This window comes from Ruegeria sp. CDSA034 (assembly GCF_059612275.1).
On record NZ_JBXWQH010000007.1, the window covers coordinates 121271 to 135895 of the forward strand.

The following is a 14625-nucleotide window of genomic DNA, read 5'->3' on the forward strand; positions in this document are numbered from 1 at the left end:
GCCTTACCCCGTTACTACAACGCCGCCATCGACGGCCATGCACTGTCCGGTCATCGCGCGGCTGGCATCCGAGGCCAGGAACAATGTCGGTGCGATCATGTCTTCGGGCGTCAGGTGTTCTTTCAGGCACTGGCGCTCCAAATGCGCTGCCAGGTCATCCGGCGTGGCCCACATGTCAAGTTGCTTTTGCGTCAAAACCCATCCGGGAGCCAGCGCATTGATACGAATTTTTTGCGGCCCCAATTCGCGTGCCAAAGATCGCGTCATCCCGGTGATCCCGGCATTCGACGTCGTATAGATTGGGTACCCCGCATTCCCCATCATGTAGCTGATCGAGCTGAAGTTGACGATTGAACCCCCTTTGCCAGTCATTTGGCGCGCAGCCTCCTGACAGGCGAAGTAGTAGGCCTTGAGGTTCACCTCAATCATCCAGTCCCAGAACTCGGCGGTGGTTTCCTCAAGCGAGTGACGCTTGTCGTTAGCGGCGTTGTTGACCAACACATCCAAAGGTCCATGTGCCTCGGCAGCCTTTTGCATTGTGGCGTGCAGCAGTTCGGTATCCGTCATGTCGCCCTGCATGAACAGCGGCGCGCGACCATGTTTGTCTCGCATTTCCTCAACGAATGCGCTGGCGTCCGAGCGGCCGATAAAGGCAACGTTTGCGCCCTGGGCCAAAAAACCGTCTGTCAGTGCGGCCCCTACACCAGAGCCGCCGCCGGTAATATAGACCGAGGCGCCGTTTAGATCGTGAAAAGTGGCTGGATGGTCCATCAGTGGCTCTCTCTGGTCACAAGGCGGGTGTCTTTGCCGACGAGGAAGTCTAGGTCCGCGCCCTGATCGGCTTGCAGCACGTGGTCGACATAGAGTTTCGCATAACCGCGCGTGTAGTGCGGATCATCCGGTTGCCACGCGGCGCGGCGGGTTTCCAGCTCCTCAGCGGCGACAAGCAACTCCAATTCCCCGTTGCTGGCAGAAACCCGGATACGGTCCCCGGTTTTGACGAGTGCCAGCGTACCGCCTGCCTGTGCCTCGGGGCTGACATGCAGGATGACGGTGCCATAGGCGGTGCCGGACATGCGGGCGTCGGATATGCGGATCATGTCGCGGACGCCTTCCTTCACCAGTTTGGCCGGGATCGGCATGTTGCCGACCTCGGGCATGCCGGGATAGCCCTTTGGGCCGCAACCCTTCAGGACCAGAATGGTTTCAGACGTTACTGGCAGATCATCCCGGTCAATATTTGCTTTCAAGTCTTCGATGCTCTGAAAAACGTAGGCCTCGGCTTCTGTTTCCAGTAGCGCATCCGTCGCGGCCGAGGGTTTCACAATGGCCCCGTTGGGCGCGAGGTTACCGCGCAGCACGCGCAGACCAGCGGCGGGTTTCACCGGATCGTCGAAGGGGCGGATAACGTCGGGGCTAAAGCATTCTGCCCCTTCAAAATGCGCCGAGATATCTTTGTTCAGAACGGTATTTGCGGGGCGCAGGAAGGGTTTCAACTCGTTCAGAACCACCGGCACACCGCCCGCGTAGCAGAAATCCTCCATCAGGTATTTCCCTGAGGGCATGCAGTTCACCAGTAGTGGGATTTCCGACCCGATTTCAAAATCTTTCAGCGTCAGGTCTACGCCCACGCGGCCCGCCAGCGCGAGTAAATGCACTACTGCATTGGTCGAGCCGCCAACGGCCGCATTGGCCAGAATGGCATTTTCGAACGCTTCCTTGGTCAGGATGTCCGACGGCTTAAGATCTTCGTCCACCATCTCGACAATCCGTTTACCCGTCAGGTGTGCCAGCGCCATACGGCGGGCATCAACTGCCGGCAGGGCGGCGTTGGTGGGCAGGGACATACCCATCGCTTCCACCAAAGACGCCATGGTTGAGGCCGTACCCATGGTCATGCAAACACCTGCGCTGCGTGACATACCGGATTCGGCGTTCATGAAATCCTTCAAGGTCATCTCGCCGGCACGAACGGCCTCGGAAAATTTCCAGACATCTGTTCCGGATCCAATGTCCTTGCCTCGGTATTTTCCGTTCAGCATCGGGCCAGAGCTGACTACGATCGAGGGCAGATCGACTGACGCCGCACCCATCAGCTGCCCCGGCGTGGTCTTGTCACACCCACCCAGCAACACCACGCCGTCGATGCCATAGGCGCGAATAGATTCCTCGACATCCATCGCCAGCAGGTTGCGGAACAGCATGGCAGTTGGCTTCATCTGGGTTTCACCCAGTGACATCACCGGGAATTCGACCGGAAATCCTCCGGCCTCCCAAACGCCACGTTTGACGCCTTCAGCCAAATCACGCAGGCCCGAGTTGCAGGGCGTGAGTTCTGACCAGGTGTTGCAGATACCGATGATCGGGCGACCATCGAACGCGTGATCAGGAAAGCCTTGGTTCTTCATCCAAGATCTGTGGATAAAGCCATCCTTGTCCAGCTTGCCATACCAATGCTGAGAGCGGCGTTTTTTTGTCATTGTTTTTCAGCCTTCTAAAATTGGGATCAGGCCGCCTTGGCGGGTTTGCACCAATCTGGCAACCAATCGGCATGTTCCACCAACAGGTCACTAACCAAGCTGCGGATCTGACGCAGGTCCAGTTCAGCGGCCGTATGCGGGTCCATCATAGCGGCGTGGTAAATGTATTCTGGGTTCTGCTCAACCAATGCCCGCACAGTCAGTTCCTGCACGTTGATCTGGCTGCGCATCAGCGCGATCAGCTGGGGCGGAATATCTGTTACGACCGAAGGTTGGACACCGTTAGTGTCGACAAGGCAAGGTGTTTCGACAGCCGCGCCAAGGGGGAGTTGAGGGATCTGTCCAGTATTGGGCAGATTCCCATACGCCACGTAGGGCGTATCAGTCACGATCGCATTCATCAGGTCAGCGGCGAACTCATGGCTTCGGATCACTTCAATATCACGCCCGTCAGTCAGGGTCTTTGCCTGTTCTTTCCAACTGGCGATCTGTTCCTCGCAACGGGTTGGGTATTCATCCAGAGGGATGCTGAACTGCTCAATTAGGTCCTGGCGGCCATCTTTGATGAACCATGGAACGTATTCCGCCAAGTGTTCTGAACTTTCCGTGCAGAAATAGCCCAGATGTTCCATCACCTCATACCGCACCTTGTTGGGGCAACGTGGCATCAAAAGCGGTGGTTTGGGAATTTGCCCGCCGGCATACCCTTGCCGCAATGCCGGGTAGAGGTCGCGCCCGTCATGCTCTAGCCTCAGGAAAAAGGCCACGTGGTTCACGCCTGCCACCTTGTAGCGGAACTCGTCCTTGGGCAGGTCCAGATCGTGAGCAAGTTCTTCAACGGTGTTTTGGACAGAGTGACACAGGCCGACATGTTTCAGCGCCGGGAAACGTTCTGCCAGCGCCCATGTGTTGATCGCCATCGGGTTCACGTATTGCAGCAGCGTTGCGTTTGGGCAGAGCTGCATCATGTCTTGTGCAACGTCCCACAACACAGGAACCGTGCGCAGGCCTCGCATGATGCCGCCGACGCCCAGGGTGTCAGCGATGGTCTGGCGCAGGCCGTATTGTTTGGGGATCTCGAAATCCGTCACCGTGCAGGGTTTGTAGCCGCCGACCTGGAAGGCGGTGATGACGAAATCGGCGCCTTCAAGCGCGGCGCGCCGGTCGGTATGCTTTGAGACAGATGCCCCTGTTCCGACAGAGCGGATCATCGCCCTGGCGACGGCCTCGCTTTCGGCAAGGCGCACGGGATCGATGTCCATCAGCGCAAAATGGCTGTCGGCCAGTGCAGGTGTCAGCAGGGCGTCGCCCACGATATTCTGCATGAAGATCGTGGAGCCTGCCCCGATAAAGGTGATCTTGGTCATGTGGCAAACCTTTGGTTTGACGTTATTTTACGGCACCGAGGGTCAAACCTGCGATGAAGTGTTTCTGCATGAGGAAGAACATGGCCACCGGCGGCAGAGCCGCGACGATGGAACCGGCACTCATTAGTTGATAGGCCGCCCGAAATTGGGCATTAAAACTGGTTATACCTGCTGTCACGGGTTGGCTTTCCGCACCCTGTGTCAGGACAACAGCCCAGAAGTAGTCGTTCCAGATGAAGGTGAAAATCAACACACTGAGGGCCGCGATCGCCGGTTTCATCAGCGGTAGGACCACGTACCAGAAAATGCGCCATTCACTGATGCCTTCAACGCGAGCCGCCTCGATCAGTTCGAAGGGCAGGGCGCGGATAAAGTTGCGCATGAACAACGTGCAAAAGCCTGTTTGGAAAGCAATGTGGAACAAGACGAGGCCGGTTTTGGTGTTGTAGAGACCCAACTCCAACGTCAGGTCGCGCACCGGAACCATTAGAATCTGGAACGGGACGAAGTTGCCCGCAACAAACATGAAAAAGATCCAGATGTTTGAGCGGAATTTATAGATCCCCAGTGCAAACCCGGTCATGCAACTAAGCGCAACGGCACCGATCACTGTTGGAATGGTGATCATGAACGAGTTCAGCAAATAGCGTGGCATGTCCGAGTTGAAGAATACCTGCCCATAGTTGTAGGCACCCTCAAAGCTGGACGGCATCCCCCAGTAGTTTGCGTTGGTAAAGTCGGCTGCTGGCTTGACCGAGAACAGCGCTACCGCCAACAGGGGGCCGAGCCACAGCAGCAGTGCCAGGGGCAGCATCGCCTGGTAGGTGATCTGAGCCCCGCGGGGTTGTTTTTCGATGGGTTTGGGAAACATCTTAATGCCCCCTTTCTTCGCGGTACATCGACCACAGGAAATAGGCGATGAAGCACAGCATGATCAGGAACAGGATCACCGCGATGGCGGCGCCATATCCCATGCGGAAGCCGTATTCTGACAGCGCGACTTCGAACATGTAATAGGCAAGCACACGGGACGAACCGAACGGGCCACCCTGGGTCATGATCGAGATCAAGTCGAATGACCGAAGCGCGCCGATGATGGTGACAACGAAAGCAATGAAGGTGGCTGGGCGTAGTTGAGGCAGGATGATGTGCCACAGCATCCGCCCGCCTTTTGCACCGTCCAGACGTCCGGCCTCGATCTGTTCAGGATCCACAGCGTTCAGGCCAGTGAGATACAGGATCATGCAGTAGGCTGTTTGCGGCCAGAGTCCGGCAAAGATGATGCCGTAGGTGACGAAACGCTCATCCCCTAGAACATTCAGCGGGCCGAAGCCGAAGAAGCCTAGGAATTCGTTCAACAGGCCGAAAGTCGGATCATAGAACCACGTGAAAACGAGTCCGACGACGACCTGAGATATGACAAAGGGGAAGAAAAACAGCGACTTATAGAGCCGAATGCCCCAGACGGTTTGATTCAGGAACAGAGCAATGAAAAGACCAGCCGGGATTGCTAGCAGGTACATGATCAACCAGATCAGGTTGTTCTTCAGCGATATGTAAAACGCGTCGCGATCGGCCAATTCCCAATACAGGTCTTCGTAGTTGCGAAAACCCACATATTCCGCTGCGCCAAGCCCATCCCATTCGTACAAGGACAAGTTGAAGGATTGGAACACCGGAATGATCACATAGACCATGAAGAACAGCAGACCCGGGGCCAAAAATAGCCACGGCGCTATGCGCTGTTGATTTCTGTGGAACCAGCTTTCCTGTTCAGGGACATCGACGGCTGACATGCGCTCACTCGGTTTTGGATCAATGGAGTAAGCCGGGTATGCACCCGCCTTACGCACGAAGTGGTGCAGGCCGGGCAAAAGCCCGGCCCGACCGGTTTAGTTTTCGTAGATACGCTGACGTGCGCGTTCCAGTTTGGACAGGATACGGTCAGCATTGTCCGGCTTGACCATGAATTCCTGGAACCCTTCCATCGACACCTTCGCCATTTCCGCAGGTGCATCACGATCCCAGAACTGGGCGACGCCACCGGGGCTGTTGGCGGACAGCATCTCAAATCCTTGCTGCAGGAACTTGTCTTCATCAACAGACGATTGAGCGTTCACAGGCAGCTGGCCCAGGTTTGCGCCGTTGTTGATCTGAGTTTGCTCGTCTGCGGAAACGGCAAAGCGCAGGAACTCACGCGCGGCTTCTTTATTCGATGCGTTGGCCGGGATGTGGAAAGTATCAGTTGGCGCATCTTCCGCCAATTCTACATCCGGGTTGATAGAAACGAACTGATAGAAGTCCAATTGGTCGTCGGTCAGTCCCGCTTCGCGCAGCGGCGCAACTGCAAAGTTACCCATCAGGTAAGCGGCGGCTTCGCCGTTCACCATGAAGGGCAGGGCCTCTTGCCAGCTGTACGTCTGATGGTTGTCGACGAACGCGCCCATGTCGATCAGCTGTTTCCAGTTGGCGAAGGTCTGCTTGACCCGGTCGTCTTCCCAGCTGATTTCGCCATTGGCAAGTTGGTTGTGGAAGTCAAACCCGTTGGTGCGCATGTTCAGGTAGTCGAACCAACCGCCAGCAGTCCACAGGAACTTGGTGCCGATCGTATAGCAGGCGCGACCCGAATCGACGATCTTCTGGCAGTTTGCCAGCTCTTCTTCCCAAGTCGTTGGCTCGGTCAGGCCCAGCTCGTCAAAGATGTCTTTGCGATAGTAAACACCCCACTGATAGTAGGTGTAGGGTACACCCCACTGCTTGCCGTCGATGGTCATAGCACCCTTGGTCGACGCCAGATTTTCGGCGATCTCAGGTTCGGCCCACAAGTCCGATACATCTTCGAACAGGCCTGCCTCGACGTAGGGCTTCATGCGGTTTGCCGCATACCACGTCGCCACGTCCGGCGTATCCGCAGTCAGGAAGTTGCGGATCTGGGTCTTGTACGCCTCGCGGTCGATTACTGTTGTTTCGATCTCCAGTCCCGGATGCTGTTCCGCAAAACGGTCGATCATTGCCTCCATCGTCGCGCGCGGCGCCGGGTTGGAGGTATCGAGAAAGATTCGCAGCTCGCCGGTCAGTTCGGCGGCGACAGGTGCGGCAAGTGCGACACTGGCTGCCAAAACGGCGGCAGTGCGCTTGTACATGGAATGCATGGTTTCCTCCCTTAGCTTCCATTTTATACTTTTTCAGTTCCAAATAGTGAAACTGTGTTTTATATATTGAAAACTACACATCAACTCGGTTAGTCTTGTCAAGACCCTCGTGCCGATTGCGATGGGTTAATTGGAGGAGAACAGGCATCCGTGGCTGGTGACGGAACAATAGGAAAAGCATGTGATGTGCTGGATCAGGTGGCTGCATTCGCGCGCCCGGTTCGATTCGCAGAGCTGTTGGAAAGCAGCAATTTCCCCAAGGCGACCCTGTATCGGTTTCTGCAAACGCTGACCAATCAGGGAATGCTGTCGTATGATCCGGACCGACAGACATATACGCCTGGTTTGCGATTGGTTCGGCTGGCTCATGCAGCGTGGACACAAAGCTCGCTCGCGCCAATTGCGCGTCCTTTTCTGGATGCATTGAGCCGGGAAACCGGGGAAACGGTGCATTTGGCACAGCTTGATTCAAATCAGGTGCTGTACGTGGATAAACGCAATGCGGCCCAGCCGATTGAGATGTATTCGCAGGCTGGCAAGGTCGGCCCGGCCTATTGCACTGGCGTCGGTAAGGCCATGATGGCGTTTTTGGATGAGGCCGCGCTGGACCGCGCCGTGTCTCAGCAAAGCTACCACCGCTTTACCGACAAGACACTGACCTCGGAGGCGGCGTTGCGTGCCGATCTCGACCTGATCCGCAACCGTGGCTATGCCGTCGATGACGAAGAGCATGAGCCCGGCATCATCTGCATTGCCTGTCCTATCCTCACCTCGGGCGGGCGGATGTTGGGGGCGATTTCCGTGACCGGATCGACCGAACGGATGAATTTCGACCAATTGGAAACCTGGGTTCCCCGTGTTCGCCGTGTGGCCGAACAAATCGGAGCCGAAGCACAGGCCTGGCGGTTCCCCGAGACCCGCCCAAGCGCCGACACAGACAGGATGCAAGCAACATGACAGGTGTGACTCTAAACCAGGCGATCAAGCGGTATGGCGAGACGCAGGTTATTCACGGCATTGATCTGGAAATCGAAGATGGAGAGTTCTGTGTCTTCGTTGGCCCGTCGGGCTGTGGTAAATCCACTTTGCTGCGGATGATCGCGGGCCTTGAGGAAACAACCGAAGGGCAAATCCATATAGGTGCCCGCGAAGTGACCCATATGGACCCGGCCAAGCGTGGCGTGGCCATGGTGTTCCAGACCTACGCCCTTTATCCACACATGACTGTGGCTGAGAATATGGGTTTTGGCTTGCGCATGAATGGCGTGGAAAAGTCCGAGATCAACAAGAAAGTGCAAGACGCTTCGAACATCCTCAAGTTGGATCAATACCTTAAGCGCAAACCCAAAGCCCTGTCTGGCGGTCAACGCCAGCGGGTCGCCATCGGGCGTGCCATCGTGCGGGGGCCCGAAGTGTTTTTGTTCGACGAGCCCTTGTCCAACCTTGATGCTGAATTGCGGGTCGAAATGCGGGTTGAAATTGCGCGGCTGCACAATGAAATTGGCGCGACCATGATTTATGTAACTCACGATCAGGTCGAGGCGATGACTATGGCCGACAAGATCGTTGTGCTGCGCGATGGCCGGATCGAACAGGTCGGCGCGCCGATGGATTTGTATCGGGACCCAGACAATCGGTTTGTAGCGGGGTTTATCGGGTCACCAGCCATGAATTTCCTTGATTGCGACATCGTCGATGGAAAGGTTTCGCACCCGGCTCTCAGCGAGCCGCTGGATGTGCCTGTAAACGTACCGGCAGGGATGAGTAAAGTGACCCTTGGCATACGTCCGGAACACATCGCAGTGGATCGGGCAGGCGATACTTGCACGGTTGATCTGACCGAAGCGCTTGGCGGTGTCAGCTATACGTATCTGCTGACGCCCAATGGCGATAAGCTGATTGTCGAGGAACGAGAAGATCAGCGCAGCAAACAGGGTGAACGCATCGGGCTGTCAGTGCGACCGGAACGCGCGATGCTGTTCGATCCCGAAACAGGTCACCGCCTTCGCTGAAAAATCCATTTTGTAATTTGAGCGCGCCCGATCATCGATCCGGCGCGTTTTCAATTTTTCTGGATTTTGTATCCAATATCCGTTATGGCGATTCTAAAAGCGTGTGTAACCGCCCAGCCATCGAGGAATTTACCAATGTCGACCAATGTGTTCACCGGCACGATGCCCGCTCTGATGACACCATGCAAACCCGACCGGACGCCTGACTTTGATGCGTTGGTGCACAAAGGAAAGCAGATGATCGACGCGGGTATGTCCGCGGTGGTCTACTGCGGCTCGATGGGGGATTGGCCCTTGTTGACCGATGCACAGCGGATGGAAGGTGTCGAGCGTTTGGTCGACGCGGGTTTGCCCGTTGTGGTCGGGACCGGAGCCATCAACACCAAATCCGCCGTGGCCCATGCAGCCCATGCACAAAAGGTAGGCGCCGTTGGCCTGATGGTCATTCCACGCGTTCTGTCTCGCGGCAGTTCACCTGCCGCGCAGAGGAACCACTTCAAAGCGATTTTGTCAGCCGCCCCCGATGTTCCGGCGATCATCTACAACAGCCCGTATTATGGCTTTGCTACGCGGGCTGACCTGTTCTTTGCTCTGCGCACAGAACATTCAAATCTGATTGGCTTCAAGGAATTCGGCGGCAAAGACGACCTGCGATATGCGGCCGAGAACATTACCAGTCAGGACGATCAGGTAACCCTGATGGTGGGTGTTGATACCGAGGTCTTCCACGGTTTCGTAAACTGCGGCGCAACCGGGTCGATCACCGGGATTGGCACAGCCTTGCCGCGCGAAGCGCTGTTGCTGGCTGCTTTGTCCAAAAAAGCGGCGCAAGGCCATGCTGAGGCCCGCAAGCGCGCACTGGAACTGACCGAGGCGATTCAAGTACTTTCCAGCTTTGACGAAGGCCCGGATCTGGTGCTGTATTACAAGCACTTGTTGGTCCTGAACGGGGAACAGGAATACCGATTGCACTTTAACGAAACGGATGAGTTGACGGATGCACAACGTAACTATTGCGAACAGCAATATGATCTGTTCCAGATTTGGTATGCCGATTGGTCGAAACAGGGTGGGGTGATCGCTGAATGCACGTGATCGACAGTCACACAGGCGGCGAACCGACGCGTGTCATACTGGATGGCGCGCCCGATCTAGGCTCTGGGCCGTTGGCGGAACGAGCACAGCGGCTGGCGACAGAGCATGAGGCGTTCTATCGCTCTGTCATGTTAGAGCCGCGCGGCCAGCCAGCCATGGTCGCTGCGTTACTGGTCGAGCCGGTTGATCCGACATGCGTGACTGGTGTGATCTATTTCGATGTCGATGCCGTTTTGGGCATGTGTGGGCACGGAACCATCGGTCTGGCGGTCACATTGGCTCATCTGGGACGAATCGACGTGGGCCAACACCGGATCGAAACGCCTGCCGGGGTGGTGACGGTCAAGTTGCACGATGCAAACACCGCAACCGTGATCAACGTTGAAAGCCGCAGAATTCATCAGGCCGTTACACTGGATGTCGCGGGCTATGGCCATGTCACAGGCGACGTTGCATATGGCGGCAACTGGTTCTTCATCGTTGATCCCAGCCCGATCCCGGTCGAGCCTGCCAATATTCGCCAACTGACGGATATGACGGTCGCCATCCGAGAGGCTTCGATCACGCGCGGGGTTGGCGGCGAAAAAGGCGAACCAATTGACCACGTTATCTTTCAAGATGATTCACCAGATCCGTCAGTTTACAGTCGCAATTTCGTTCTGTGCCCCGATGACAATTATGACCGCTCACCGTGCGGAACGGGCAGCTCGGCCCGACTGGCCTGTCTGGCGGCGGACGGGCGCTTAGCGCCGAGTCAGGAGATCATCCAACAAAGCGTGATTGGCAGTTCCTATCGGCTGTCCTACCAGCCCGGGCTAAACGGGGGTGTTATCCCCTCGATCACCGGACAAGCATTCGTCATGGCCGAAGCGACGTTGTTGTTCAACGATAACGATCCTTTCAGAGCCGGGATCGAAACATGACCTTACAAGTCGTTGTCATCGGCGCCGGAGTAATTGGGATTACGACCGCGCTCGAACTGCAACGACGGGGCCATTCCGTGCTTGTCTTGGATCGCAAGGGCATCGCGGCTGAAACATCAGCCGGTAACGCCGGGGCGTTTGCCTTTTCTGAGGTCGAACCACTGGCCACGCCCGGCATCATGCGCAAAGCACCGAAGTGGTTGTTGGATCCGTTGGGCCCACTATCTATCCCGCCGGCCTACGCCTTGAAAATTGCGCCGTGGATGTACCGGTTTTGGCGCGCCAGCCGACCGGACCGCTATGAAAACTTGTTTGGTGCACAAGCCAGTTTGATGGCGTTTTCCAAAACTGCGCTTGATCAACTGATATCTACCGTCGATGGCGAGCACTTGCTGCAACGCGATGGGCAGATGCAGTTGTATGAAAGCGAGGCTGAATATCGCGCCAGTTTGCCGACATGGAAATTGCGGCGCGAACACGGGATCGAATTTGAACTGCTTGAAAGCCCGGCCGCAATTGCCGAGATGCAGCCGGGACTCAGCCCTCGGTTCACCCATGCCGGATTTACGCCGAACTGGCTGAACACTGTTGATCCAAAACGATGGGTCGAACACCTTGCTGAGGTCTTTCAGGGTCGCGGCGGTCGGATTGAACGGAAAGATATCCGAACCCTGTCACCGCAGGAAAATGGTGTGCGGGTCGCATGCGCGGACGGAACAATCGAAGCGAGCAGGGTGGTGGTTGCCGCAGGTGCTTGGTCTCATCACATCGTGCAAACATTGGGCGATCGCATTCCACTGGAAACCGAGCGTGGATACAATACGACTTTGCCGGAAGGCGCATTTGATTTGCGTATGCACCTAACATTCTCGCGCCACGGCTTTGTTGCCAGCAAAATAAATGGTGGCGTGCGTGTAGGGGGGGCCGTCGAACTGGGCGGGTTAACCTTACCGCCAAACTACAAGCGCGCCGATATTTTGTTGGAAAAGGCGGCGGCGTTCCTGCCTGGACTAAAAACCGAAAGTGGCACGCAATGGATGGGGTATCGTCCATCGTTGCCGGACGGCATTCCGGTGATCGGCCCGTCTCGTAAATCGGCGGATGTCGTTTACGCATTCGGGCACGGGCATTTGGGCCTGACCCAATCTGCGGGAACTGCGGAACTCGTCGGGGCGCTGGTCGATGGGCAAGACCCACCAATATCATTGTCGCCTTACGCCGCCACCCGATTTTGAGGAGGGGATATGCGCAGCACTAAGACCATTCATGTTGTGTCGGCCCATGCCGAAGGCGAGGTTGGCGACGTCATCGTTGGCGGGGTCTCTCCGCCGCCCGGTGACACGATCTGGGAGCAACGGACGCATATCGCCAACAATCAAACGTTACGAAATTTCGTACTGAACGAACCGCGAGGCGGTGTGTTTCGTCATATCAATCTTCTGGTTCCGCCCAAACATCCGGATGCCGATGCCGCCTTTATCATTATGGAGCCCGAGGACACTCCACCCATGTCCGGCTCAAACTCAATCTGTGTTGCGACGGTTTTGCTGGATAGCGGGATCATAGCAATGCAAGAACCCGAGACAATTCTGACGCTTGAAGCGCCCGGAGGCCTGGTTCGCGTGCGCGCTGAATGCCGGGGCGGTAAGGCAGAACGGATCCACGTGCAGAACCTCCCCAGTTTTGCGGGTAAGCTCTCTGTCCCGTTAGAGGTTCCGGGTTTGGGCACGCTGACTGTTGATACGGCTTTTGGAGGCGACAGTTTCGTGGTTGTAGATGCCGCTAAGCTGGGGTTTGATACAACCCAAGACGAAGCGCGTGAAATCGCCCGGACCGGCGTTACAATTACGAATGCCGCCAATGCCCAACTGGGGTTCTCGCATCCCGAGAACCCAGATTGGACCCACATTTCCTTTTGCGCTTTTTGTGGCCCGCTTGAAAAGACGCCGACTGGTTGGCGCGGTAAATCTGCCGTTGCCATCCAGCCCGGGAAGGTGGATCGCTCGCCCACTGGCACAGCAGTATCTGCGCGCATGGCGTTAATGGCGGCCAAAGGGCAGATGACGGTTGGGCAAACCCTCGAGGCCGTCTCGATCATTGGCTCGCGCTTTACCGGGAGAATTGTTCGGGAAACGCAAGTTGGTGCCCAACCCGCTATCATTCCAGAAATCAGCGGGCGCGGATGGATCACCGGAACCCATCAGCACATGCTTGATCCAGACGACCCTTGGCCGGGTGGGTATCGGTTGAGTGACACTTGGGGCGTTTGATCAACTTCTGCGATTGCGCTTGTGTCTTTTCCGTTTCATTACGCAAATTTGGCGACCCGTTTCCTTGAGTATAGGTTCTGGATTGCCACTTTAAGGTGAGTGATTTGAACAGATTGGAGGTGTAATGCACATTCGTCTTGCCGCCCTGGTTATTGTGATCGCCACGTTGTTGCTGTCCTTCAATTCACCATCAAAATCCGGACCAAATTACACGCAGCTGGCCCAGTCATGCCTTGGCAACAAAGGCGGCACGGCACATGTGATCGCGGCCTGCACAACTTTGATGAATGGCGAAGATGTTACCCCAGAAAACCGGAACACATTGCTGAGATCTCGTGGTTGGGCGTACTACAGCGGCAAACAGTACGAAAAGGCAATTCTGGATTATACCAGCGCATTGGCTCTATTTCCGAACGACCCGCAGTCGACTTTGTGGCGTGCTATTGCCTATTACGCGGCAGGCGATGTCCAATCTGCTGAAGCAGCGTATGAAAAAGCTTTGTTGCTTGCCCCAAGCAGCACTGACGCTTTGTTTCACAAAGCTCAGTTCGACAGGGGCCAGGGAAACACTCTAGCCGCCATTCATGGGTTGGAGAAGGTTCTGGAACTCGACCCGAGCAATGGGGATGCGGGAACAGTACTGATCAATGCTCACTACGACGTAAATGGACATGACGCGGTCGAACAGTTTCTTGCACAAGCCGAACAGCGTTGGCCCGATCAAACATGGGTGTATAGTGCTCGTTTGCTCTACGATCTGAATGTCGCAGGAGATCATGAAAGCGCTCTTACGGCATCTGCGACGCTCGCTCGGCTGGAGCCTGGCGAAAAATACGAGTTGTTTATGCCAGCCATGATACATCTGAAAATCGGCGACGAAGACAAAGGCATTGAATTTGTGAACGAATATGCAGATTACGCTGTACAGCGAGACTTTGCTAAGTTGGTTTTCCCTAAGCGATGGTTTCGCAAAGTTTCGAATTGGTATGCCTTGGGTCAAGATGAAGAGTGGTTGCACCGCTACACGTTGCTTGCTGCCTTTGGCAGGCCGGACCTCGCCATGTCCGTACTCCAAGGTTTCCTTGAGGAAACCGGAGAGAATGGGCGCTACATTTTGATACTAGTTATGCGAGGATTCGGAATCTCGGTTCCGCGCGAGGCGGACGCCGGTTCTGTTGAGCATTTGAACGCCGCAATCGCAGATTACCTCGGTCAACTTGAAAAACAAAGCGGCTTCATGGCGTACGGGCTGCCGGAAAAAGTAGCGCCAGTAATGACCCTCACAACCGGTGCTCAGTAGTTTTAGCTAAAACCTCTATCCACATT

Annotated in this window: 13 protein-coding genes; 7 read left to right on the forward strand and 6 right to left on the reverse strand. The window is 56.0% G+C overall.

Annotation, left to right across the window (positions count from 1 at the left end; all coding sequences use genetic code 11):
- Positions 1-3: 3 nt before the first annotated feature.
- From AC2FLJ_RS13475 to AC2FLJ_RS13500, 6 genes are all read right to left on the reverse strand, one after another.
- Positions 4-771, reverse strand: coding sequence for an SDR family NAD(P)-dependent oxidoreductase (locus AC2FLJ_RS13475; RefSeq protein ID WP_282119358.1), 768 nt, complete (start codon positions 769-771; stop codon positions 4-6).
- Positions 771-2480, reverse strand: coding sequence for an IlvD/Edd family dehydratase (locus AC2FLJ_RS13480; RefSeq protein ID WP_496706243.1), 1710 nt, complete (start codon positions 2478-2480; stop codon positions 771-773). Before AC2FLJ_RS13480 ends, AC2FLJ_RS13475 begins: the two co-directional genes overlap by 1 nt.
- Before the next feature lie 26 nt (positions 2481-2506).
- Entirely contained in the window at positions 2507-3847 is a 1341-nt protein-coding gene (locus tag AC2FLJ_RS13485) for an alpha-glucosidase/alpha-galactosidase (RefSeq protein ID WP_496706245.1), read from the reverse strand.
- A gap of 22 nt (positions 3848-3869) precedes the next feature.
- Positions 3870-4718 carry a carbohydrate ABC transporter permease gene (locus AC2FLJ_RS13490; protein WP_058271994.1) on the reverse strand — a complete coding sequence of 283 codons (849 nt, stop codon included), beginning with the start codon at positions 4716-4718 and terminating at the stop codon, positions 3870-3872.
- A 1-nt stretch (position 4719) separates the two neighbouring features.
- Complete coding sequence (locus tag AC2FLJ_RS13495) at positions 4720-5643, reverse strand: carbohydrate ABC transporter permease (RefSeq protein ID WP_058271993.1); 924 nt, start codon at positions 5641-5643, stop codon at positions 4720-4722.
- Between the two features lie 96 nt (positions 5644-5739).
- The gene (locus tag AC2FLJ_RS13500; RefSeq protein ID WP_496697946.1) at positions 5740-6999 is read right to left on the reverse strand and encodes an ABC transporter substrate-binding protein; all 1260 of its coding nucleotides are present in this window, start codon (positions 6997-6999) and stop codon (positions 5740-5742) included.
- Positions 7000-7149: 150 nt separating this feature from the next.
- Between AC2FLJ_RS13500 and AC2FLJ_RS13505 the strand changes: the two genes are divergently transcribed.
- The 7 genes from AC2FLJ_RS13505 to AC2FLJ_RS13535 all read left to right on the forward strand — a co-directional run bounded on the left by AC2FLJ_RS13505 (position 7150) and on the right by AC2FLJ_RS13535 (position 14599).
- A complete protein-coding gene (locus AC2FLJ_RS13505; RefSeq protein ID WP_496697944.1) occupies positions 7150-7956 on the forward strand; it encodes an IclR family transcriptional regulator in 807 nt (268 codons plus the stop codon).
- Positions 7953-9011, forward strand: a complete 1059-nt coding sequence (locus AC2FLJ_RS13510) for an ABC transporter ATP-binding protein (RefSeq protein WP_496697943.1) — start codon at positions 7953-7955, stop codon at positions 9009-9011. The genes AC2FLJ_RS13505 and AC2FLJ_RS13510 overlap by 4 nt, the downstream gene beginning before the upstream one ends.
- A 135-nt stretch (positions 9012-9146) precedes the next feature.
- Positions 9147-10106, forward strand: a complete 960-nt coding sequence (locus AC2FLJ_RS13515) for a dihydrodipicolinate synthase family protein (protein ID WP_282119363.1) — start codon at positions 9147-9149, stop codon at positions 10104-10106.
- Positions 10097-11029 carry a 4-hydroxyproline epimerase gene (locus tag AC2FLJ_RS13520; RefSeq protein ID WP_496697940.1) on the forward strand — a complete coding sequence of 311 codons (933 nt, stop codon included), beginning with the start codon at positions 10097-10099 and terminating at the stop codon, positions 11027-11029. The genes AC2FLJ_RS13515 and AC2FLJ_RS13520 overlap by 10 nt, the downstream gene beginning before the upstream one ends.
- Positions 11026-12264, forward strand: coding sequence for an NAD(P)/FAD-dependent oxidoreductase (locus AC2FLJ_RS13525; protein ID WP_496697938.1), 1239 nt, complete (start codon positions 11026-11028; stop codon positions 12262-12264). The genes AC2FLJ_RS13520 and AC2FLJ_RS13525 overlap by 4 nt, the downstream gene beginning before the upstream one ends.
- Before the next feature lie 9 nt (positions 12265-12273).
- Positions 12274-13299, forward strand: a complete 1026-nt coding sequence (locus AC2FLJ_RS13530; RefSeq protein WP_496706249.1) for a trans-3-hydroxy-L-proline dehydratase — start codon at positions 12274-12276, stop codon at positions 13297-13299.
- 124 nt (positions 13300-13423) lie between these two features.
- Positions 13424-14599, forward strand: a complete 1176-nt coding sequence (locus AC2FLJ_RS13535) for a tetratricopeptide repeat protein (protein WP_496697934.1) — start codon at positions 13424-13426, stop codon at positions 14597-14599.
- Positions 14600-14625 lie beyond the last annotated feature (26 nt).

What these genes read in the sequence shown, in the direction of transcription:
- AC2FLJ_RS13475 (WP_282119358.1), bottom strand. Translation starts at nt 771, where the DNA reads ATGGACCATCCAGCCACTTTTCACGATCTAAACGGCGCCTCGGTCTAT.
- AC2FLJ_RS13480 (WP_496706243.1), bottom strand. Translation starts at nt 2,480, where the DNA reads ATGACAAAAAAACGCCGCTCTCAGCATTGGTATGGCAAGCTGGACAAG.
- AC2FLJ_RS13485 (WP_496706245.1), bottom strand. Translation starts at nt 3,847, where the DNA reads ATGACCAAGATCACCTTTATCGGGGCAGGCTCCACGATCTTCATGCAG.
- AC2FLJ_RS13490 (WP_058271994.1), bottom strand. Translation starts at nt 4,718, where the DNA reads ATGTTTCCCAAACCCATCGAAAAACAACCCCGCGGGGCTCAGATCACC.
- AC2FLJ_RS13495 (WP_058271993.1), bottom strand. Translation starts at nt 5,643, where the DNA reads ATGTCAGCCGTCGATGTCCCTGAACAGGAAAGCTGGTTCCACAGAAAT.
- AC2FLJ_RS13500 (WP_496697946.1), bottom strand. Translation starts at nt 6,999, where the DNA reads ATGCATTCCATGTACAAGCGCACTGCCGCCGTTTTGGCAGCCAGTGTC.
- AC2FLJ_RS13510 (WP_496697943.1), top strand. Translation starts at nt 7,953, where the DNA reads ATGACAGGTGTGACTCTAAACCAGGCGATCAAGCGGTATGGCGAGACG.
- AC2FLJ_RS13515 (WP_282119363.1), top strand. Translation starts at nt 9,147, where the DNA reads ATGTCGACCAATGTGTTCACCGGCACGATGCCCGCTCTGATGACACCA.
- AC2FLJ_RS13520 (WP_496697940.1), top strand. Translation starts at nt 10,097, where the DNA reads ATGCACGTGATCGACAGTCACACAGGCGGCGAACCGACGCGTGTCATA.
- AC2FLJ_RS13525 (WP_496697938.1), top strand. Translation starts at nt 11,026, where the DNA reads ATGACCTTACAAGTCGTTGTCATCGGCGCCGGAGTAATTGGGATTACG.
- AC2FLJ_RS13530 (WP_496706249.1), top strand. Translation starts at nt 12,274, where the DNA reads ATGCGCAGCACTAAGACCATTCATGTTGTGTCGGCCCATGCCGAAGGC.
- AC2FLJ_RS13535 (WP_496697934.1), top strand. Translation starts at nt 13,424, where the DNA reads ATGCACATTCGTCTTGCCGCCCTGGTTATTGTGATCGCCACGTTGTTG.